Source organism: Azospirillum sp. B506 (genome assembly GCF_000333595.1).
Classification (GTDB): Bacteria; Pseudomonadota; Alphaproteobacteria; order Azospirillales; family Azospirillaceae; genus Azospirillum.
Genome location: NZ_BADK01000098.1, coordinates 1 through 19,842, shown reverse-complemented (window position 1 = coordinate 19,842; position 19,842 = coordinate 1). Strand labels below are relative to the sequence as shown.

The following is a 19,842-nucleotide window of genomic DNA, read 5'->3' as shown; positions in this document are numbered from 1 at the left end:
TTCAGCGGATCGCGCGAAGCCATGTCGCGCAAGGCCTCCTCCATGCTCCGCCGTTCGGTGTAGTCGTAGATCCAGGCCAGATTGACGGGGGTGCCCTGGATCACCGCTTGGTTCACCGTGAACAACGTCCAGAACGGTGAGCCGTCCGCGCGCTTGAACTGAACCTCCATGTTGGTGACGCCACCACCGCCGCGCAGCCGCTCCAGCACGCGCAGCCGCTGGTGGCTGTCCAGATAATAGTCGCGGGCGCGGCTGCCGATCAGTTTTCCGCGCGGCAGGCCGATCAGCTCGGCAAAGCGGGTGTTCACGAAGATGATCCGGCCATCGTCGCGACGGGACACTGAGACGCCGATCGGACTCTGTTCGAGGATGGCCTCCAGACGCTCCTCGTTCGGGCGCAGGTCGGTCAACTCGTGGATGGCGCCGACGATGCCGGCCGGTTTGCCCCAATCGTCCCGGAAGGCGGATTTGGTCAGGCTGACCACGCGCATCGCCCCCTCGGCCGTCACGATCGGCGCCTCATACCGGACACTGCCGTCACGTTCCAATACGACCTGATCTTGGCCGACATGCTCCCCGACCACGTCCGGGCTGATCAGCGCAAGGGCGGACTGCTGCAGCATCTCATCGCGGACGAGGCCGGTGAGGCGGGTGAAGGCATCATTGACTGCAATGTAGCGGCCATCGGCGTCCTTGACGAACAGCGGGACCGGCGATGCCTCCAGGAGGGCACCCACCATGGGCATCTCGGAGATCGCAATCTGGGACTCCGGCATCTCGGGTTCCGGATCTCCGCGTTGCAGGCGGCTGTGATGGGCAGCGGCTTCGGCCTCGGCCTGCCGAAACGCCGAATCGACGTCAGTGACGGTCAGCAGACGCAACGCTTCCGCCCCGTCCCCGGTCTCCGGACCACTGGAAGAGACTATCCAGGGGGCCTCCGCCACCGTTACCCAACGGTCGGTCCCATCGTTCCGCAGCGCCAGGCATGCCGGCACCGGGTTCGAAGTCGGTCCGGCGCAATCGGACAAGTCCAAAGAGAACTCACAGAGGCTCCGCCCCGGCAAGCCGCCATGTGCGCAGCCCAACAGGTCATGCAGTGCCGGATTCGCGTGGTGAATGATCCCTGAAGGCGTCACGACGCAAGCCCCGACCGGGAGGCGGTCGAGGATCGACAACGCGGTGTCGCGTTCATCAGGCGCAGAGCGGCCCGAGATCATTGCCATGCAACCCCGAACCGGCATGGCCGAATGTAATCCATGGACTTACTATTCCCCATAGCACCAACCCCCTCCGACTCGGTCGAAGTGGAAGGGTCTGACTTCTAAGAACGGTTGAGCGTATAAAATTCTCTACGATTGTTCAAGAAGCTGACATTTTGCAAGGTTGCATGGCCCAATTTTTATCCCATCCTGGTCCGGTATGGCGCCGTTGACGAAGCTGTTGTGCAAGCCGTTGCCACGCCTCGTCGGTTCCCGGTAATCCGAAGCGCAGCCAATCGGACCGGTGCTCGAACCGGCGCACCAGGATTCCGGCCTCGCCCAGTGCACGATACAGCGCGGGCGCGCATGGCTCCTCCACCAGGCGGAACAGCTCGGTGCCGCCGGCAACCTGCAGACCGCTCTCCCCCAGCAACCGGTCCAGCTCCGCCGCGGCATCCGCCAGACGGTTGCGCATCGACGCGATCCAGCCTCGGTCTGCGAGGGCCGCGGTGGCGATGGCCAGTCCGGGTCCGGAGACCGCCCAGGGTCCGATTGCCTCGCGCAATGCCGCCGCCAGATCGGTGGGGGCCAGCGCGATGCCCAGCCGCAGCCCTGCCAGTCCGAAAAACTTGCCGAAAGACCGCAGAATCACCAGCCCCGGCCGCCCGGCGCAGCCGGCGACACTATCCTCCGGCCGCATGTCGGTGAAGGCCTCGTCCACCACCAGCCAACCGCCGCGGGCCTCCTGCACCGCGGCCAGCTCCAACAGCAAGGCGGGCGGCAGGCGCCGGCCATCGGGATTGTTGGGGTTGACAACGACCAACACGTCCGCAGCAGCCACCTCCCCCACCGTCCGGACGTCATGGCCGGCCAGCGCCCAGCACCGGGCATGCTCGGCGTAGGTCGGCCCCAGGACTGCCACGCTGCCCGGCGCCCGCAGCCTCGGCAACAGTTGGATCAGCGCCTGCGACCCCGACGCCGCGGCCACCACATCCGCCGAGGGCGCTCCATAGCAGGCGGCGGCCGCCGTGCGCAGCGCCGCCTCCTCGCCGCGGCCGGGCAGGCGGGTCCAGGCCTCCTGCGGCACCTGTGGCAGCGGTGAATAGGGCCAGGGATTGATCCCGGTGGAAAGGTCGATCCACGGCTCAGGCGCACCGGGAAAGGCGGCGCGGGCGCCATCCAGGTCTCCGCCGTGCAGCAGGACGCCCCCTATGGCATATCCCTGCCCCGGGGCTACGCCCGTGCCTTGCTGGTCCGGCACGCGCGGCTTGGTCGCCGGGCTGTCTTCGGCCATGATCCCGCCTCTTCCTTTCCACCGTCGCGCGGCCAGCGGGCCGCCCCATTGCCTGGAACGTCCCTGCCGTGCCGCTGCATCCCTTCCTGCTCGCCGCCGCGCTCATCATTGAAGCGGTGGCCGGCTATCCCGACCCACTCTACGCCCGTATCCGTCACCCGGTCGTATGGATCGGTGCGCTTATCGCTCAGCTTGACGGCGCACTCAACCGTGAGACCGACGGTTTCGACCGCCGCAAGCTGTTTGGTGTGCTGGCCGTGTTGGTGCTCCTGCTGACGGTGGGGGGAATCGCGGTGGCGGTTGCCTGGGCGTGCCGGCTTCTGCCCTTCGGCTGGCTGATCGAGGCGATGCTGGCCTCCTCGCTGCTGGCGCAGCGTAGCCTGCACGACCATGTGGCGGCCGTCGCCAAGGGCTTCCGCACCGGCGGGCTGGAGGGCGCGCGCAAGGCGGTGTCGATGATCGTCGGCCGCAACCCGGCGACGCTCGACGAACCGGCCGTCGCCCGCGCCGCCGTCGAAAGCCTTGCCGAGAATTTCTCCGACGGCGTGGTGGCACCGGCCTTCTGGCTTCTGGTCGGCGGGTTGCCTGGGCTGGCGCTCTACAAGGCGGTCAACACCGCGGACAGCATGATCGGCCACCGCACCCCGCGGCACGAGGCGTTCGGCTGGGCGGCAGCGCGGCTGGACGATCTGATCAACCTGCCGGGTTCTCGCCTGACCGCCCTGCTGCTGGTGGGGGCCGCCTGGATGACCGGCGGTGCCGACGCGCGGCAGGCTTGGACGTCGGTCCGGCAGGATGCACACCGCCACCGCTCTCCCAATGCCGGTTGGCCGGAAGCGGCGATGGCGGGGGCGCTGGATCTGCGGCTGGGCGGGCCGCGGGTCTATGGCCGGACGCGAATCGAGGATGTCTGGCTCGGCGCCGGGCGCACCGCCGCCACCCCGGAAGACATAGGCCGGGCTCTGGCTCTCTACCGCCGCGCCTGCGCCCTGCTGATTGCCGGCGCGCTGGTGCTGGCCATTCTGGGCTGATCCCTTACCCGCGCCCCGACTGCCGCACCAGCAGAGACAGGCGCCGGCCCACCCGCTGCGCGAAGAGGCTGATGGCGTTCAGCATCCCGCGGGCGGCGCGGACCGCCGCCGTCTCCTTCAGCCAGGCCAGCCAGGCTATCACCCGACCATAACCCCAGGCAAACCAGCCGATGGTCAGCAGCTTCGGCTTGGCGATGTGGAACAGCCGCTCCACCAGGGTGATCTTGACCACTTCCGCCCCGACGATCACGGCGGCACCGGCAATCGGGCGGCCGGTAGCGAACAGCCATGCACCGGCCGGTTTGGCCGGCTCCAACACCGCCAGCGGCACGATGACGAGGATCAGGGACGGATAAGGAGCCAACCCCGCCACCCACCGGCCGATCCGCGCGAACAGCGGCAAGCGCGCGATCCGGCCGACAAGGCGCCGAACCACCCAGTAGGCCAGCGCGTCGAGGAGGAAGTAGGCGACCGCAAACAGCGTCGCGACCGGGCGCAACAGGCGGGACAGCAGCCGACGCGGCTGCGCCAGCCGTTCGGAGGAGGCGGGACGGTCCTGTGCCCCGGGGGGGGGAGTGCTGTTCATTCGAAATATTCCGCCGGAGGTTCTACGTCCCTGTCTACCACGAAGGCGAGCCTTTCGTTGGAGGGAAGGGGCTGGCACCTTGACCCGAATTGTTCCTGTACACGCACGAACGAGTCTGCTCCTTCCGCGAAATCCTCCACACACCAAAGCCAAGTCGACCGTGCCCGGCCATTACGACCCCCTTCTCGTCGCACTCTCCTATGCGATCGCCGTGTTCGGCGGTTATGTGGCGCTGGATCTCGCCCAGCATTCCCGGATCGGCACAACCGGCCGGCCCTTTGCGTCCGACCTGCACGGTGCGTCCCGCTGCAGCAGGTGCGACCATCGACGCCTTGCCGGTGCGGCCCTGGCCTTGGGAGCTGGAATCTGGTCGATGCATTTCATCGGCATGCTTGCCTATCGCAGCGACATTCCCATCGGCTACGATGCCGGGCTTACGGCATTATCCTTCCTGCTGGCCGTCGGGGTTTCCGGGGCGGGTCTGTTCGCCGTGGCACGCGGCCGGCCTAGCCGCTTTACGCTGCCGATCGCGGGAACACTCACCGGACTCGGCATTGTTGTCATGCATTATGTGGGGATGGCGGGCATGCGCATGGACATGGACCTGTCATACGACGCGGGTCTGGTCGCCGTCTCCGTGGCGGTCGCGATCGTTGCCTCGACCGCCGCCCTGTGGCTGGCCTTCCGGACCAGCCGCCCGCTGCAGCGCGCCGCCGGCGCCGTGCTGCTGGGGCTGGGGGTGGTGACGATGCACTATACCGGCATGGCCGCCGCCGGAATGGAACCGGTGACGGAGTTGAGCGCCGCAACCATCGGGGTTGCCGATGCGAACCGGACCGTCCTGCCCCGCGCGGCGTCCCATTCCGGCCAGGGGATTGCCATCTCGTCCACCCTGTTGGCAATCATGACGGGGGCGGGGACTCTGCTGCTGCTGTCGCTGGCGATGCTGTCCTCGCTGCTCGACCGCCGGCAACAGGCGGAGCAGTCTGCGGAACAGGAGGCGCGCTATCGCGCGATCGTCGACACCGCAGTCGACCCCATCATCCTGATTGATGACCGCGGCACCGTCGAGTCCTTCAACCACGCGGCGGAAAAGACCTTCGGCTACCGTGCCGAGGAGGTGATCGGGCGCAACGTCAACATGCTGATGCCGGAACCCTACCGCAGCGCCCATGACAGTTATCTCGAACGCTACCACCGGACGGGAGAACGGCGGATCGTCGGCATCGGCCGCGAGGTCTTGGGCCTGCGCAAAGACGGTTCGACCTTCCCGCTCGACCTGTCGGTCGGCGAATGGCGGGTCGGCAAGCGTCGCATGTACACCGGCATCATGCGCGACATCACCGCCCGCAAGGCGGCGGAGGACGCGATTCTGCGCGCCCGCGACGAGGCGGAAGCGGCCAGGGTCGAGGCAGTGAACGCACGCGACGACGCCCAGCGCGCCGACCGTGCCAAGACCAAGTTCCTGGCCGCCGCCAGCCACGACCTGCGCCAGCCCCTGCAATCGCTGTTCTTCTTCGCCCACGCCCTATCGGACAAGCTGGAGAATCACCCGACATCCCCGCTGCTCGCCAGCATGACCGACTCGCTGAACGGCCTGCGGGTGATGTTGGACAGCCTGCTGGACGTCTCGCGACTCGATGCCGGCGTGGTGAAACCAAGCGTCACCGACTTTGCGATCGGCCCGCTGCTGGACAGGCTGGCGGAGGAATACCGCATCCGTGCCGCGGAATCGGGGCTGATCCTGCGCCATGTGCCGACGTCCGGCTGGACCAGCAGCGACCCCGCCCTGCTGGAGCGCATCCTGCGCAACCTGATCGAAAACGCCATCCGCTACACCGAGCGCGGCCATATCCTGATCGGTTGCCTGCATCGCGGCAGCACCCTGCGGCTGGCGGTGCTGGACCAGGGGATCGGCATCCCCGCAGACCGGACGCAGGACATCTTCCAGGAGTTCACCCAGCTCGCCAATCCCGAACGGGACCGGCGCAAGGGCCTGGGGCTTGGGCTGGCCATCGTGCGGCGGCTGGCCGGGCTTCTGCACCATGAGGTGGCCGTCCGCTCCACCCCCGGCCGTGGCAGCGGCTTCTTCCTCGATTTGCCGGCAGCGGTGCCGCGTCCGATCCCGAAGCCCGTGCGCATTCCGACCGAGCTGCCGGATGCCAAGGGTCTCATCGTGGTCGTGGACGACGACACCATCATCCTGCTGAGCATGCGGGCGATGCTGGAGGAATGGGGCTACGAGGTGGTCGCCGCGGTGTCCGCGGACGAAGCCATCGCCTCGCTGCTGAATCTTGGACGCCAGCCGGCGATGATCGTCGCCGACTACCGCCTGCGCGAAGGGCGGACTGGGGTGGAGGCGATCCGCGACATCTACGGCGTTTGCGGCGTGCGCGTCCCTGCCGTGGTGCTGACCGGCGACACCGATCCCGCCCGCATCGCCGAGGTCCAGCGCAGTGGCCACCGCCTGGTCCACAAACCGGTCTCCGCACCGATGCTGCGCGAAATCCTCAGCGCGTCGGCGTAAGGCGCCTGTCCCCCGAAGGCGCCGCAACAAGGTTAAAAAAGCACCCGACTCCACCGAAGCAACCCTGGACGCGCCGGCGGCCGGGAGACTAGCATCCGCCACCCGCAAAAGCCCCCCGGCGGCCTCCGCCTGTCGCCACCTTCCCTTCTCTTCCACGGACCGTGATGCTGCGCCGTTCCCTGATCCGCGCCGGCGAGACCTGCGCCTTCCACCTCCGCGCCGCTTTGGCGCGTGCGCTGTCCCGCCCGGCTCCGCCCGCTGCTCCGCCTTGTGCGGGCTATCCGGCAGCGTCCCAACAGCCGCAGCAGCCACCGGTTCAATATCCCGGAGGCCAGTATCCGGGAGTCCCCTATCCCCACCCGCCCTATCCGCAGGCGCAACAGCAGCAGGTCTATCCGCAAAACTCCCATCCGCCCGGAACCTATCCACCTGCTGCCTATCCCATGGGCGTGCAGCCGCCGGATCAGCCCTTTGCGCAGCAACCGGGCACGCCTTACACCATGCGCCGGTGCAGGAATGCCCCTCGGTCGTCCGCCCTATCGTCCCCGCCTGCGGCTTCCGCGCGGGCGCTGGGGCAAGGTCGCGGCCGTCGTCGGCGTGCTGGTGCTGGTTCCGCCGGTCGGTCTGCTGGGCGCCTATTGGTGGATGCGGGCACAGCAGCCGCAGACCAGCGGATCGGTCGCCATTCCCGGAACCGGCGCTCCCGCGGAGGTCGTCCGTGACAAACAGGGCATCGTCCACATCTTCGCCGCGACCGAACGCGACGCCTACCGGGCGCTGGGCTATGCCCACGCCCAGGATCGGCTGTGGCAGATGGAAACGATGCGCCGGGCCGGTGCCGGCCGGCTGGCCGAACTGATCGGCACCAAATACGGCGACTTCGCGCTGCGCACTGACCGGTTGATGCGCACGCTGGGTGTCCGCCGTGCGGCGGAGGCGATGGCCGCCACCCTGTCGCCCGACACCCGCGCAGCCTTCGAGGCCTATGCAGAGGGCGTGAACGCCTATCTCGCCACCCGGTCCGAAGGGCTGCCGGTCGAGTTCCAGCTTCTGCGCCACACGCCGGAGCCGTGGACCGTCGCCGACAGCCTGGTCTGGGTCAAGCTGATGGCGTTGAAGCTGTCCGCCAACTACCGCGACGAGCTGTTCCGCTCCCGCGTGCTGGAGCGGCTGTCGCCGCAACAGGTCGACGACCTGTTCCCGCCCGATGCTCCCGGCGCCCCCACCACGCTGGCGAGCGACCTGCGCGGCATGGATCTGCAGGAAGCCGTGCGCCGTACCCTGGCGGCCCTGCCGCAGATGGGCTTCGACACCGCCTCGAACGAATGGGTCCTGACCGGCGCCCGCACCACCACCGGCAAACCAATCCTGGCCAACGATCCGCATCCGGAGCTGGAGGCGCCGATCCTCTGGTACCTCGCCCGCATCGTGACGCCCGGTTTCACCGTCACCGGCGCCACCGTGCCCGGCGTGCCGCTGACCATCCTCGGCCATAACGGCACGGTCGCCTGGGGTTTCACCACCACACATGGCGATACCCAGGATTTGTTCGTCGAGAAGCCGGATCCGCAGGACCCCGCCCGCTACCTGACACCCGACGGCAGCCAGCCCTTCGAGACACGGGCCGAAACCATCGCCATTGCCGGCGAGGCCCCACAGACGCTGACCGTGCGCAGCACTCGGCACGGCCCGGTCATCTCCGACCTGGACGCCGCACCGGCGGGAGGAACCGCGCCGGTGCTGGCGCTCTCCTTCCCCGGCCTCGCCGAAGACGACACGAGCGCCGAGGCGCTCTACCGCCTGAACCATGCCGGGTCGGCGGAGGGCGTGCGCGACGCTCTGCGCCTGCATGTCGCCCCGCAGCAGAACATCGTCTATGCCGACGTGACCGGCGAGGTCGGCTTCATCACCGCCGGCCGGGTTCCGATCCGCCGCAAGGGCGACGGCCGCGTGCCGGTTCCGGGCTGGACCGGCGAGTATGACTGGACCGGCTTCCTGCCCTATTACGCGCTGCCGCAGGCGGTGAATCCGCCGACCGGCCAGTTCGTCAACGCCAACAATGCGGTGGTCGGTCGCGACTATCCCTATCGCCTCGCCACCGAATGGCCGGATCCCTCCCGCGCCAAGCGCATCGTCGAGATGCTGGGCAGCGGGCGCCATTCGGTCGAGGATGTGGCCCGGCAGCAGATGGACATCGTCTCCCTGCCTGCCCGCGATTTCCTGCCGGAGCTGCTGAAGTATCCGACCCCGCCCGGCCTTGCCAGCGATGCGGCAACCCTGCTGCGCAACTGGGACGGGCGGATGGACCGCAACCGGCCGGAACCGCTGATCTTCACCGCCTGGCTGCGCGAGCTGGTCCGCGCGGTCTTCGCCGACGAGCTGGGTCCGGACTTCGACGCCTACTGGGACCTGCGGCCGGAGGCGCTGCGCCATGTCCTGAAGGAGCGGCCGGACTGGTGCGACGATGTCACCACGCCGCAGAAGGAAAGCTGCGCCGACATGATCGGCCGTTCGCTGGAAGCGGCGGTCGGACAACTGGCCGAGCGTCACGGTTCCACTCCCAAGAACTGGCGCTGGGGCGACGACCACACGGCGGCTCTGGCCCATCGGATGCTCAGCCGCGTCCCGCTGATCGGCGGCAGGGCCGACCTGTCGGTGGAAGCCGACGGCGACTTCTTCACCGTCAATCGTGGGTCGACCGCCATCCGCGATCCGGGGAATCCATTCCGCGATGTCCAGGGTGCCGGATTCCGTGCGGTCTATGATCTGGCCGATCTCGACAACTCCCGATTCGTGATCGCCACCGGCCAGTCCGGCAACATCTGGTCCCGCCACTGGGGCGATCTGGTCCCCCTGTGGCGCGAAGGCGGTTCGTTGCGTCTGGCCGGCGACCGTGGCACGCTGGTCTCGGCAGGGGCGGAGGTGCTGACACTCACACCACGCAACACCGGGGCAAACAGCAAATGACGATAACTCTGGAGGACGTGCGCGCTGCGGCGGCGCGCATCGCGGGGCATCTGTCCCGGACGCCCACGGTTCCGGCGCCCCGCCTGGGGGACATGGCGGGGTGCCGGATGCATGTGAAGCTGGAGAACCTGCACGCCACCTCCTCCTTCAAGGAGCGGGGCGCGCTGAACAAGCTGCTGTCGCTGGGCGAGGCGGAGCGCCGCGCCGGCGTCATCGCCATGTCCGCCGGCAACCACGCCCAGGCGGTGGCCTGCCACGCGACGCGGCTGGGCATCCGCTCGACCATCGTCATGCCCGCCTTCACCCCTTTTACAAAGGTGGAGCGCACGGAGAATCTGGGCGCCACCGTCGAACTGCATGGCGAAACCCTGAGCGAGGCCGCCGCCTTCGCCCATGACCTCGCCGCGCGCGACGGGCTGACCTTCGTCCATCCCTATGACGACCCGCTGGTCGCCGCGGGCCAGGGCACGGCGGCGCTGGAACTGCTGGAGGATGTGCCGGACCTCGACGTCCTGGTGATCCCGGTCGGCGGCGGCGGACTGATCTCCGGCATGGCGACGGCGGCCAAGGCCCTGCGTCCGGACCTGGAGATCGTCGGGGTGCAGTGCAGCCTCTATCCGGCGGTGCGTCAGGCGCTGGCCGGCCTGCCGATCACCTGCGGCGGGGCCACGGTCGCCGAAGGCATCGCGGTGAAGGCGCCCGGCGCCCTGACCCTGCCGATCATCCGCTCCCTGGTCGACGATGTGGTGGAGGTGGGCGAGGCGCGGCTGGAGGAAGCGGTCTACCGCCTCGCCACCGTGCAGAAGCAGGTCGCCGAGGGCGCCGGCGCCGCAGCGCTCGCCGCCGTTCTGGATGAGCCGGAGCGCTACCGCGGCCGCAGGGTCGGCATCGTGCTGTCCGGTGGCAACATCGACTCCCGCATCATGGCGCAGGTGCTGATGCGCGGGCTGGTCCATGAGGGCCGCATCGTCCGCCTGCGCATCGGCATCACCGATGCCCCCGGCGCGCTGGCCCGCGTCACCCGCCTGCTGGGCGAGGCCGGGGCCAACATCGTCGAGGTCCACCACCAGCGCCTGTTCCACAATGTGCCGGTGAAGATGGCAGAGGTCGACGTGGTGCTTGAAACCCGCAACCAGACCCATGTGGATGCACTGATCGCCCGCATGACGGACGCCGGCTATCCGACCAGCCTGATGATGGAGGTGGGGTAGTCCCCCACCCCTTCAGATGCTGTAATTGTCCGCGATCTCCGAGCGCAGCTGCTCCACCTGATCGCGGAACACCGAGCCGTCCCGCCCGGCCATGTTGCGCACGTCGCGCACCACGCGGGCGGGGGTGCCGCCCAGCACGATGATGCGGTCGGCCAGATGCACCGCCTCTTCCAGGTCATGAGTGACGAACAGAACGGTCTTGCCGGTTTCCTGATGGATGCGGCGAAGCTCGTCCTGCAGATTGTGGCGGGTGATGGCGTCGAGCGCGCCGAACGGCTCGTCCATCAGCAGGATGTCCGGGTCCACCGCCATGGCGCGGGCAATGCCGATGCGCTGGCGCTGGCCGCCCGACAGCTCGTAGGGCCAGCGCCGGGCATAGCCGTCCAAGCGGACGAGCTTCAGCGCGGCCTCGGCCCGGCGGCGGCGCTCGTCGCGGCTGACCGGCAGGCCCTCCAGCCCAAACTCCACATTGCGGATCACCCGGCGCCAGGGCAGCAGGCGGGAATCCTGGAACACCAGCCCGACCGGGCGATGGCCGGGACGCTGGTCCTGATGGATGGTGACGCCGCCGCTGCGCGCGCTGTGCAGGCCTGCGACGACGCGCAGCAGCGTCGACTTGCCGACGCCCGACGGACCGACGATGGCGACGAAGCTGCCGCGCTCGACCGACAGGTTGACGTCGACCAGCACCGGTGGCGCATCCTTGCCATAGCCGATGGAGACGTCCTGAAGGTCGATGACCGACGCGGCCGCGGTCTTGGAAAGGGTCACCGCTGCCATGAGAGCACCCGCGACTGAACTTGCATGAACAGGAAATCCGACACGCCGTAGAGCAGCGCGATGGTGACCATGTAGAGCACGACGATGTGGGTCGCCAGCAGGCCCGACGCCTCCATCATCCGCATGCCGAGGCCGGATATGCCGAACAGCTCTGCCGCGACAACGGTCATCCAGCCCTGGCCCAGCCCGGCGCGCAGGCCCGACAGAATGCCCGGCAGGGCGCCCGGCAGGATGATCTTGAACAGGCGCGGGATCAGCCCGCCCTGACCGAAGGCATAGCCCAGCTCGATCAGATCCTTGTCCACCCCGCGCACTGCGGCATAGCTGGCGTAATAGTTGATCCAGAACACCGTCAACGCGATCAGGAAGGATGCAGCCCCCTCGCTGACGCCGAACCAGATGATGGCGAACGGGATCCAGGCGATGGCCGGAATCGGGCGCAGCATGCGCACGACCCAGGCCTGGAAGGCGTCCCACTTGCCCCACAGCGCCGCCGCCGTGCCGAACGACACGCCAAGGAAAGTGCCCAGCGACAGCCCGACCAGATAGTGCGACAGGCTGGCCAGCACCATGGCCTGCCAGGTGCCGCTCTTGAACTCGGTCAGGAAGGCGGCGGGCACCGCGCTCGGCGACGGCAGCAGCCGCGCCGGCACGATGCCACTGCGCGCCACCGCTTCCCACGCCAGCAGGAAGACGATGACGCCCAGCGCCGACAGAGCGATCTTGTTATAGGTCTTCATCGGCTTGTCGATGTCCTCAGGCCAGGTCGTCTTACTTGACGGCGGCGTCGTAGAAGCTGAAGTCGAAGGCCTCGGCCACCGGAATCGTCTCGCTGGCCGAACCGATCTCCTTGGTGAAGGCCATCATCTGCTCGACCGCCGGAACGACCTTGTGCGGATCGGCCACGAATTTCGACCCCGGCCCCTTGAAGGCGGCCTCCAGGGTCGCCGGCTCCATCAGCCCCTTGCCGAGATAGTTGTTCACGATCTTGGCGGAACCGGCCGGATCCTTGGCGATCAGCTCGACCGCGCGGATGTGGGCCTTGACCAGCGCCTTGATGGCCTCGGGGTTCTTCTTCAGCACCTCCGCCCGGGCGGCGACGACCGTGCCGGGCTGGTCCGGGAACATCTGCGCGCCGGTGGCAAGCAGGGCGACGTTCGGATCCATCTGCTGGGTGACGGTCACCGTCGGCTCGCGGATGGTGGCGGCGTCGAGCGCGCCGGCCAGCAGGGCCTGCTGCGTCTTCTCGATGCCCATCGGTACCAACTCCACATCGGTCGGATCGACCTTCACCACCTTGAACAGCCAGTGCTTCAGCACGGTGTCGGGGACGGAACCCGGCGGCTGGGTGCCGATCTTCGGCTTGCGACCGGTGTCGGCGGCGAATTTCTTGAACGACTCCGCGGTCGGGGTGGTCCCCACCGCCTTGGCAAAGGGACCGCGGGCGGCGACCACCATCTCCTCCACCGCCGAATTGGCGATGACCGAGATGTCGGCACCCTTGGTGCGGGCGACCAGCACGGGAGCGACGCCGGCATAGAGCAGGTCGATCTGGCCGGCGGCCATCGCCTGGATGGCGTGCGGGCCGGACTCGAAGCGGGTCAGCTTCAGCGTGATCCCGGCATCCTTGGCCCAACCCTGACCATCGACGATGAACAGCGGCGAGGCGGCGAGGATGGGAATGTAGCCGATCTCCAGCTTCACCGGATCGGCGGCGCGCACGGTGCCGGGCATCGCGGCGGCAGCCGTTCCAAGGGCGATCAGGGCGGCAAGAGTGGTGCGGCGGGTCAAGCGGAGCATCGGATCGTCCTCGGCTAAGGTTCCGACGCTATTTAGCACGGTTGTCCGGATGGAGAAGAGGGATTTTCACATAACAGGGAAAGGGAATTCACCATATAACACAAAAAATTCGTCCAATTACCGTGCGAAGACCGCCCGAAGCCGCGGAATTTGTGGGTTCGACGCAGTTGGGACGGTTGGCCCTCAGGTCTCCGTCAGCAGGTAGAGCGACACGCCGCACAGTGATACGCCGACCATCAGGATCACCATGGCGATGCGTGTCCAGAGCGAAATGTGCGAATCGAGCGGTTCGAGGAGATCGTCGTCATCCATCGTCGGGCTTCCGTCGCTGTGGGGGAGCCGGCGGGGACAATCCGCCGGTTCTCGGTGACGCTAAGCGTTACCGGTGCCGTGTTGCGGCCATGTGTCCCGCGGACCGTCTTGTGTAACGGTTGGTAACGGTCCCCCGGTCGCTGTGGACAGGGCATTACAGGCAGGCTGCTACAGCCCCTCCACCACGATCATCTTGAAGTCCGCCGCGTCGCGCCGGGCCTCACGCGCCTTGCGGTACTCCGGGCTGTCATAGAAGGCCTTGGCGGTCATCATGTCAGGGAATTCCAGGATGACGATGCGGTTGGGCTGCCAGCCCCCCTCCAGCACCGCCGTCTCGCCGCCGCGGCTGAGAAAGCGCCCGCCATTCCTGGCGATCGCATCGGGTGTCAGCGACTTGTAGATCTCGTACGCCACAGGATCGGTCACGCGAACGTCGGCGATGATGTAGGCGGTCATGGCTTCTGCGTCCTCTCTTGTCGTTATCGGCCCAAAAGAAACGGGCGCGGGAAGCCTCGCCTCCCGCGCCCGGTTCGGTCAACCGCAGTGGACGCCGATCAGGCTTCCATCGCCTTGACGACCTCTTCGGTGACCTTCTTGGCGTCGCCGAACAACATCATCGTATTGGGACGGAAGAACAGCTCGTTCTCGACGCCGGCATAGCCGGCGGCCATGCCGCGCTTGATGAAGAACACCGTCTTCGCCTTCTCCACGTCGAGGATCGGCATGCCGTAGATCGGGCTCGACGGGTCGGTCTTGGCGGCGGGGTTGGTCACGTCGTTGGCGCCGATGACGAAGGCCACGTCGGCCGTGCCGAAGTCGCGGTTGATGTCCTCCAGCTCGAACACCTCGTCATAGGGCACGTTGGCTTCGGCCAGCAGCACGTTCATGTGACCGGGCATGCGGCCCGCCACCGGGTGGATGGCATACTTCACGTCGACACCCTCATGCTTCAGCACATCGGCCATCTCGCGCAGAGCATGCTGCGCCTGGGCGACCGCCATGCCATAGCCGGGGACGATGATGACCGACTGGGCGTTCTTCATGATGTAGGCGGCATCTTCGGCCGAGCCGGCCTTGACCGAGCCTTGCGGACCCTTGGCGGGACCTCCCGCCGCGGCAGCCTCGCCGCCGAAGCCGCCGAGGATAACGTTGAAGATCGAGCGGTTCATGCCCTTGCACATGATGTAGGACAGAATCGCACCCGAGGATCCCACCAGCGCGCCGGTGATGATCAGCAAATTGTTCTGCAGGGTGAAGCCGATGCCGCAGGCCGCCCAGCCGGAATAGCTGTTCAGCATCGAGATGACCACCGGCATGTCGGCGCCGCCGATCGGCAGGATCAGCAGGAAGCCGAGCGACAGCGCCACCAGGATGATCAGCCACATGGCTGCGGTCGAGTTGGACTGCACCAGCCAGATGATCAGGATGACGGTCAGCACGCCGAGCGCCGCATTCAGCGGGTGCTGCATCGGGAAGACCAGCGGCTTGCCGGTGACCAGCCCCTGGAGCTTGGCGAAGGCGACGATGGAGCCGGTGAAGGTGATCGCACCGACCGCGGTGCCCAGCGCCATTTCGACCAGCGAACCCTTGGCGATGGCGCCCGGCAGGCCGATGCCGTAGGCCTCGGGCGAGTAGAAGGCGGCGAGCGCCACGAAGACGGCGGCCAGACCGACCAGCGAGTGGAAGGCGGCGACCAGCTGCGGCAGCGCCGTCATCTCGATCTTCTTGGCGACGACATAGCCGATGGCGCCGCCGATGGCGATGCCGAGCACGATCATCCAATAGGACTGGACGATGGGCGAGGCCAGCGTGGTCAGGATGGCAATGGTCATGCCGACCATGCCGTAGATGTTGCCCTGGCGCGAGGTCTCCGGGCTGGACAGCCCGCGCAGCGCCATGATGAAGCAGATGGAGGCGACGAGATAAAGAAGGGCCGACAAGGTTTCCATGGTCTTACTTGCCCTTCTTCTTGAACATGGAGAGCATGCGCTGGGTCACCAGGAAGCCGCCGAAGATGTTGACGGACGCCAGGATGACGGCGAGGAAGCCGAGGACCTTGGAAAAGTCGATACCGGCCGGTCCGGCGGCGACCAGCGCGCCGACGATGATGACCGAGGACACGGCGTTGGTGACGGCCATCAGCGGCGAATGCAGGGCCGGGGTGACGCGCCAGACGACGTAATAGCCGACGAAGCAGGCGAGTACGAGCACCGTCAGGCCGGTGACGAAGAAGTTGCCATGGCCGCCGGCCGCCTCGGCGGCGGGCTGCGCCGCGTGCGCGACCTGGGCGGCCAGCTGGTCGGCCTGCTGGCCGAGCGCCGCGAGGTTCGCCTTCAGCTCGGCAATACGGGCGGACAGTTGGGTCTGATCCATTGCGGTAAGTCTCCTCGGGCGCCCGGTCAGCCGGCGAAGGCGGGGTGGACAACGGCGCCGTCGCGGGTCAGCGCGATGGCCTTGACGATCTCGTCGTCCCAGTTGACGGCCACACCCGTCTCCTTGCCGTGCAGCGACGTCAACAGCGCCAGCAGGTTCTTGGCGTAGAGCAGCGAGGCGCTCTCGGCGATGCGGCTGGCGTAGTTGGCGTGGCCGACGATCTTCACGCCGTTGGCCGTGGTCACCACCTCGCCCAGCCTGGCGCCCTCGACATTGCCGCCCTGCTCCACCGCCAGATCGATCAGCACCGAACCGGGCTTCATCGACGCCACATGCTCCGCCGTCACCAGGATCGGCGCCTTGCGGCCGGGGATCAGCGCGGTGGTGATGACGATGTCCTGCTTCTTGATGTGCTCGGCGACCAGGGCCGCCTGCTGGCGCTTGTAGTCGTCGGACATCTCCTTGGCGTAGCCGCCGGCAGTCTCGGCCTGCTTGAATTCGTCGTTCTCGACCGCGACGAAGCTGCCGCCCAGCGACTGCACCTGCTCCTTCACCGCCGGGCGCACGTCGGTGGCCGAGACGATGGCGCCGAGGCGCTTGGCGGTGGCGATGGCCTGCAGGCCGGCGACGCCGACGCCCATGATGAAGGCACGGGCCGGCGGCACGGTGCCGGCGGCGGTCATCATCATCGGGAAGGCGCGGCCATACTCGCTGGCGGCATCGACGACGGCCTTGTAGCCGGCGAGGTTGGCCTGGGAGGACAGCACGTCCATGACCTGGGCGCGGGTGATGCGCGGCATGAACTCCATGGCGAAGGCGTTCACGCCGGCATCGGCATAGGCCTTCACATGGTCGCGGCTGTTGTAGGGATTGAGGATGGCGAACAGCAGTGCGCCCTTGCGGATCAGCGCCAGTTCATCCTCGCCACCTTCCGCGGCGATCAGCGGCCGCTGGACCTTCAGCACGATGTCGGCATCGGCCAGCGCAGACGCGGCATCGGCGGCGATGGCGGCCCCCGCCGCCTCATAGGCGGCGTCGGTGATGCTGGAACCGAGACCGGCCCCGCTCTCCACCACCACGTCCAGTCCCAAACCCTTCAGTTTCTTCACCGTTTCCGGTGAGGCGGCCACGCGAAGTTCGCCCGCACGTCGCTCCTTTGGAATGGCGACTTTCATTAGATAAAACTCCCCTGCCTCAAATACGCCGATCCCGGCATCCCCCATGGGTTATCGGCACAGACGACGCGCATACATGCCGGATCCATGTGACTTTGTGAAGCCGAACCCATCGATGGTAATACCAGCCTATAGGGTGCGCCGCAACAAAGGGAATGGCTGAGCAGGGGCATCGTACGATTGTTTCATGCAATAAGACAAATCAGCCACGTGCTGTTCAAACTCCGGCGGCGGTTACGCTTGTACAAAAGAATTACCGCGACCCGATGACGCAGCCGGACCTCTGCCGTGCAGCAGCCTTGCGTCCTTGCGGAGCATCGCTGGCTTGCCATTCTTCCCGCCCGCCGATATTGTCCCGCCCCGTTCCCGAACACCCCCATCGTTTGAGGTTTTAGCCATGTCCGACGTCGGCGGCATCGCGGCGGATCGCCTGAAGTCCTTCGTCGAGCGCATCGAGCGTCTCGAAGAGGAAAAGCGCGGTCTGCAGGAAGACATCAAGGAGGTCTACGCCGAGGCGAAGGGCACCGGTTTCGACACCAAGATCATCCGGCAGATCATTCGCCTGCGTAAAATGGACAAGGCCGACCGCCAAGAGCAGGAAGCCATCCTGGAACTCTACAAGGAAGCTCTGGGCATGGTGGAGTGACCGGTTTCCCGGTCACTCAACAACCTCGGGATTTACCGAAGCGGCGGCCCCTTCAGGCCGCCGCTTCGCGTTCCGGCACCCCGCCGACACGCCCGGCCAGCCGGTCCATCACGTTGGCGATCAGCGCCAACCCCGTCCCGCCACTGGTTGCACCGTCCAGCGTCAGGATCGATTCGGGATGGAACTGAACCGCGGCCAGCGGCAGCGTCCGGTGCTCGATCGCCATCACCGTTCCGTCCTCCGTCTCCGCCGTCACCTGCAACTCCGGCGGCAGGCTGTCACGCCGCGCCACCAGGGAATGGTAGCGGCCCGCCCGCATTCCCTGCAGTACCCCCTCGAACAGCCTGCCACCCTGGTGACGCAGGACGGAGGCCTTGCCGTGCATCGGCTCCGGCAGGCGGTCCAGCGTCGCGCCGAAATGCTCGGCCATGCCCTGCAGCCCAAGGCAGACGCCGAACACCGGCACGCCGAGGTCGAGCGCCGCCTGCACGCTGCCGCCGACATCGAAATCGGCCGGCCGGCCCGGTCCCGGCGACAGCACCAGCAGGTCGGGCGGGTCGTTGCGCAGGGCGGCACGCGCATGGGTGTGGCGCAGGGTCGTCACGCTGGCGCCGGTCTGGCGGAAATAATCGGCCAGCGTGTGGACGAAGCTGTCGTCATGGTCGACCAGCAGCACCCGCCTTCCCTCCCCGCTCCGCCGGGAGCTTTGGACCACCGACAGGCGCGGACCTGCCCGCTCGCCCTGCACCGCGTCGAGGAAGGCCGACGCCTTCAGGCGGCATTCGGCGTCCTCCGCATCCGGATCGCTGTCGGACAACAGAGTGGCGCCGGCGCGGACGAAGGCCACGCCGTCCTTCATGCGGATGGTGCGCAGGGTCAATCCGGTGTCCATCCCGCCATCGAACCCGATGCGGCCGAAGGCCCCGCCGTACCAGCGGCGCGGCGACCGCTCGGTATCCTCAAGGAACTGCATGGCCCACCGCTTCGGCGCACCGGTCACCGTCACCGCCCAGCTGTGGGTGAGAAAGGCGTCCAGGGCGTCGAACCCTTCACGCAGCCGACCCTCCACATGATCGACGGTGTGAATCAGCCGGGAATACAGCTCGATCATCCGGCGACCGATGACTCGGACAGAGCCAGGCTCGCACACCCGCGCCTTGTCGTTGCGGTCGACGTCGGTGCACATGGTCAACTCCGCCGCATCCTTGGCTGAGTTCAGCAGGGTCAGGATCTGCGCCGCATCGGCCAACGCATCGGCCCCACGCGCCACCGTGCCGGAAATCGGACAGGTCTCCACCCGCCGCCCACCGACGCGGACATACATTTCGGGACTGGCGGCGACCAGGAACTCGCCGTCGCCGAGATTGATCAGCGCCTCGTAGGGGGCGGGATTGGCGGCGCGCAAGCGGCGGAAGATGGTGGCGGGGCTGTCGTCGCAGGGCTCGGCAAAGGTCTGGCCGGGGACCACCTCGAACAGATCGCCGCGTCTGAACGCCTCTTTCGCCGCCCGCACCACCTGCTGGTAATCGCCGGGGGCATGGTCGCACGCCGCGGCAGCGTTGGTGTCGGGACGATAGGCATGAACCCGCCCGCCACCCTCGAAGCCCCCGGTCGAGACGCCATCCACCATGAACTCATAGGCAAAGCGTCGCGCCACACCGGCGGCATGGTCGACCACCAGCAGCCGGTCGGGCAGATACAGCACGAGGTCGCGCTGGTCGTCCGGTCGCTCCAGGCGACGGCGGATCGGCTCGAACTGGAAGGCAAGGTCGTAGCCGAAGGCGCCGTAAAGCCCGAGGAACGGCTCGTCCGGGCAGGCGAACAGCGCCATCAGCGCCCGCAGCACGCTGAAGACGGAGGGCTGGCGGCTGCGCTCCTCCTCGGCAAAGACACCGGTGGGTCGCCGCACCAGGGCGGTGACGCGGCCTTCGGCGATCTCAA

17 protein-coding genes are annotated in these 19,842 nt (G+C 67.5%); 5 read left to right on the top strand and 12 right to left on the bottom strand.

Going from position 1 to position 19,842, the window contains the following annotated elements:
• Together I71_RS03775 and cobD are read right to left on the bottom strand one after the other, a co-directional pair.
• The coding region (locus I71_RS03775) for a PAS domain S-box protein (protein WP_244433613.1) at window positions 1-1,223 on the bottom strand (1,223 nt) is incomplete at its 3' end.
• 136 nt (window positions 1,224-1,359) lie between these two features.
• Window positions 1,360-2,493, bottom strand: coding sequence for a threonine-phosphate decarboxylase CobD (cobD, locus tag I71_RS03770; RefSeq protein WP_083896949.1), 1,134 nt, complete (start codon window positions 2,491-2,493; stop codon window positions 1,360-1,362).
• 68 nt (window positions 2,494-2,561) lie between these two features.
• Between cobD and cbiB the strand changes: the two genes are divergently transcribed.
• Window positions 2,562-3,524 carry an adenosylcobinamide-phosphate synthase CbiB gene (cbiB, locus tag I71_RS03765; RefSeq protein ID WP_042690824.1) on the top strand — a complete coding sequence of 321 codons (963 nt, stop codon included), beginning with the start codon at window positions 2,562-2,564 and terminating at the stop codon, window positions 3,522-3,524.
• A gap of 4 nt (window positions 3,525-3,528) precedes the next feature.
• Here cbiB and I71_RS03760 read toward each other — a convergent pair whose 3' ends face one another.
• Entirely contained in the window at window positions 3,529-4,110 is a 582-nt protein-coding gene (locus tag I71_RS03760; protein ID WP_049975911.1) for a hypothetical protein, read from the bottom strand.
• Window positions 4,111-4,270: 160 nt separating this feature from the next.
• On the opposite strand from I71_RS03760, the gene I71_RS03755 reads away from it, so the two are divergent.
• The 3 genes from I71_RS03755 to I71_RS03745 all read left to right on the top strand — a co-directional run bounded on the left by I71_RS03755 (window position 4,271) and on the right by I71_RS03745 (window position 10,815).
• Complete coding sequence (locus I71_RS03755) at window positions 4,271-6,637, top strand: MHYT domain-containing protein (RefSeq protein WP_042690821.1); 2,367 nt, start codon at window positions 4,271-4,273, stop codon at window positions 6,635-6,637.
• A 516-nt stretch (window positions 6,638-7,153) separates the two neighbouring features.
• The gene (locus tag I71_RS03750; protein WP_307188953.1) at window positions 7,154-9,604 is read left to right on the top strand and encodes a penicillin acylase family protein; all 2,451 of its coding nucleotides are present in this window, start codon (window positions 7,154-7,156) and stop codon (window positions 9,602-9,604) included.
• Window positions 9,601-10,815, top strand: coding sequence for a threonine ammonia-lyase (locus I71_RS03745; protein ID WP_042690819.1), 1,215 nt, complete (start codon window positions 9,601-9,603; stop codon window positions 10,813-10,815). Before I71_RS03750 ends, I71_RS03745 begins: the two co-directional genes overlap by 4 nt.
• A gap of 12 nt (window positions 10,816-10,827) precedes the next feature.
• Here I71_RS03745 and I71_RS03740 read toward each other — a convergent pair whose 3' ends face one another.
• The 8 genes from I71_RS03740 to I71_RS03710 all read right to left on the bottom strand — a co-directional run bounded on the left by I71_RS03740 (window position 10,828) and on the right by I71_RS03710 (window position 17,255).
• Window positions 10,828-11,595, bottom strand: a complete 768-nt coding sequence (locus I71_RS03740) for an ABC transporter ATP-binding protein (protein WP_042690818.1) — start codon at window positions 11,593-11,595, stop codon at window positions 10,828-10,830.
• On the bottom strand, window positions 11,583-12,335 hold the full coding sequence (locus I71_RS03735; RefSeq protein ID WP_042690816.1) for an ABC transporter permease: 753 nt from the start codon (window positions 12,333-12,335) through the stop codon (window positions 11,583-11,585). The genes I71_RS03740 and I71_RS03735 overlap by 13 nt, the downstream gene beginning before the upstream one ends.
• A 31-nt stretch (window positions 12,336-12,366) precedes the next feature.
• Complete coding sequence (locus I71_RS03730; RefSeq protein WP_049975910.1) at window positions 12,367-13,395, bottom strand: ABC transporter substrate-binding protein; 1,029 nt, start codon at window positions 13,393-13,395, stop codon at window positions 12,367-12,369.
• A gap of 183 nt (window positions 13,396-13,578) precedes the next feature.
• Entirely contained in the window at window positions 13,579-13,707 is a 129-nt protein-coding gene (locus I71_RS40465; RefSeq protein ID WP_280109841.1) for a hypothetical protein, read from the bottom strand.
• 168 nt (window positions 13,708-13,875) lie between these two features.
• Window positions 13,876-14,163, bottom strand: coding sequence for a DUF1330 domain-containing protein (locus I71_RS03725; RefSeq protein WP_042690814.1), 288 nt, complete (start codon window positions 14,161-14,163; stop codon window positions 13,876-13,878).
• 98 nt (window positions 14,164-14,261) lie between these two features.
• Complete coding sequence (locus I71_RS03720) at window positions 14,262-15,656, bottom strand: NAD(P)(+) transhydrogenase (Re/Si-specific) subunit beta (RefSeq protein ID WP_042690813.1); 1,395 nt, start codon at window positions 15,654-15,656, stop codon at window positions 14,262-14,264.
• 4 nt (window positions 15,657-15,660) lie between these two features.
• The gene (locus tag I71_RS03715) at window positions 15,661-16,080 is read right to left on the bottom strand and encodes an NAD(P) transhydrogenase subunit alpha (RefSeq protein WP_042690811.1); all 420 of its coding nucleotides are present in this window, start codon (window positions 16,078-16,080) and stop codon (window positions 15,661-15,663) included.
• A 26-nt stretch (window positions 16,081-16,106) separates the two neighbouring features.
• Window positions 16,107-17,255, bottom strand: coding sequence for a Re/Si-specific NAD(P)(+) transhydrogenase subunit alpha (locus I71_RS03710; RefSeq protein WP_042690809.1), 1,149 nt, complete (start codon window positions 17,253-17,255; stop codon window positions 16,107-16,109).
• Window positions 17,256-17,652: 397 nt separating this feature from the next.
• On the opposite strand from I71_RS03710, the gene I71_RS03705 reads away from it, so the two are divergent.
• Window positions 17,653-17,901 (top strand): DUF2312 domain-containing protein, encoded by a 249-nt coding sequence (locus I71_RS03705; RefSeq protein ID WP_012973951.1) that lies wholly within the window; start codon window positions 17,653-17,655, stop codon window positions 17,899-17,901.
• 52 nt (window positions 17,902-17,953) lie between these two features.
• Here I71_RS03705 and I71_RS03700 read toward each other — a convergent pair.
• On the bottom strand, window positions 17,954-19,842 hold a 1,889-nt coding region (locus tag I71_RS03700), incomplete at its 5' end, for an anthranilate synthase (RefSeq protein WP_042690806.1).

What these genes read in the sequence shown, in the direction of transcription:
- cobD (WP_083896949.1), bottom strand. Translation starts at nt 2,493, where the DNA reads ATGGCCGAAGACAGCCCGGCGACCAAGCCGCGCGTGCCGGACCAGCAA.
- I71_RS03760 (WP_049975911.1), bottom strand. Translation starts at nt 4,110, where the DNA reads ATGAACAGCACTCCCCCCCCCGGGGCACAGGACCGTCCCGCCTCCTCC.
- I71_RS03750 (WP_307188953.1), top strand. Translation starts at nt 7,154, where the DNA reads ATGCCCCTCGGTCGTCCGCCCTATCGTCCCCGCCTGCGGCTTCCGCGC.
- I71_RS03745 (WP_042690819.1), top strand. Translation starts at nt 9,601, where the DNA reads ATGACGATAACTCTGGAGGACGTGCGCGCTGCGGCGGCGCGCATCGCG.
- I71_RS03740 (WP_042690818.1), bottom strand. Translation starts at nt 11,595, where the DNA reads ATGGCAGCGGTGACCCTTTCCAAGACCGCGGCCGCGTCGGTCATCGAC.
- I71_RS03735 (WP_042690816.1), bottom strand. Translation starts at nt 12,335, where the DNA reads ATGAAGACCTATAACAAGATCGCTCTGTCGGCGCTGGGCGTCATCGTC.
- I71_RS03730 (WP_049975910.1), bottom strand. Translation starts at nt 13,395, where the DNA reads ATGCTCCGCTTGACCCGCCGCACCACTCTTGCCGCCCTGATCGCCCTT.
- I71_RS40465 (WP_280109841.1), bottom strand. Translation starts at nt 13,707, where the DNA reads ATGGATGACGACGATCTCCTCGAACCGCTCGATTCGCACATTTCGCTC.
- I71_RS03725 (WP_042690814.1), bottom strand. Translation starts at nt 14,163, where the DNA reads ATGACCGCCTACATCATCGCCGACGTTCGCGTGACCGATCCTGTGGCG.
- I71_RS03720 (WP_042690813.1), bottom strand. Translation starts at nt 15,656, where the DNA reads ATGGAAACCTTGTCGGCCCTTCTTTATCTCGTCGCCTCCATCTGCTTC.
- I71_RS03715 (WP_042690811.1), bottom strand. Translation starts at nt 16,080, where the DNA reads ATGGATCAGACCCAACTGTCCGCCCGTATTGCCGAGCTGAAGGCGAAC.
- I71_RS03710 (WP_042690809.1), bottom strand. Translation starts at nt 17,255, where the DNA reads ATGAAAGTCGCCATTCCAAAGGAGCGACGTGCGGGCGAACTTCGCGTG.
- I71_RS03705 (WP_012973951.1), top strand. Translation starts at nt 17,653, where the DNA reads ATGTCCGACGTCGGCGGCATCGCGGCGGATCGCCTGAAGTCCTTCGTC.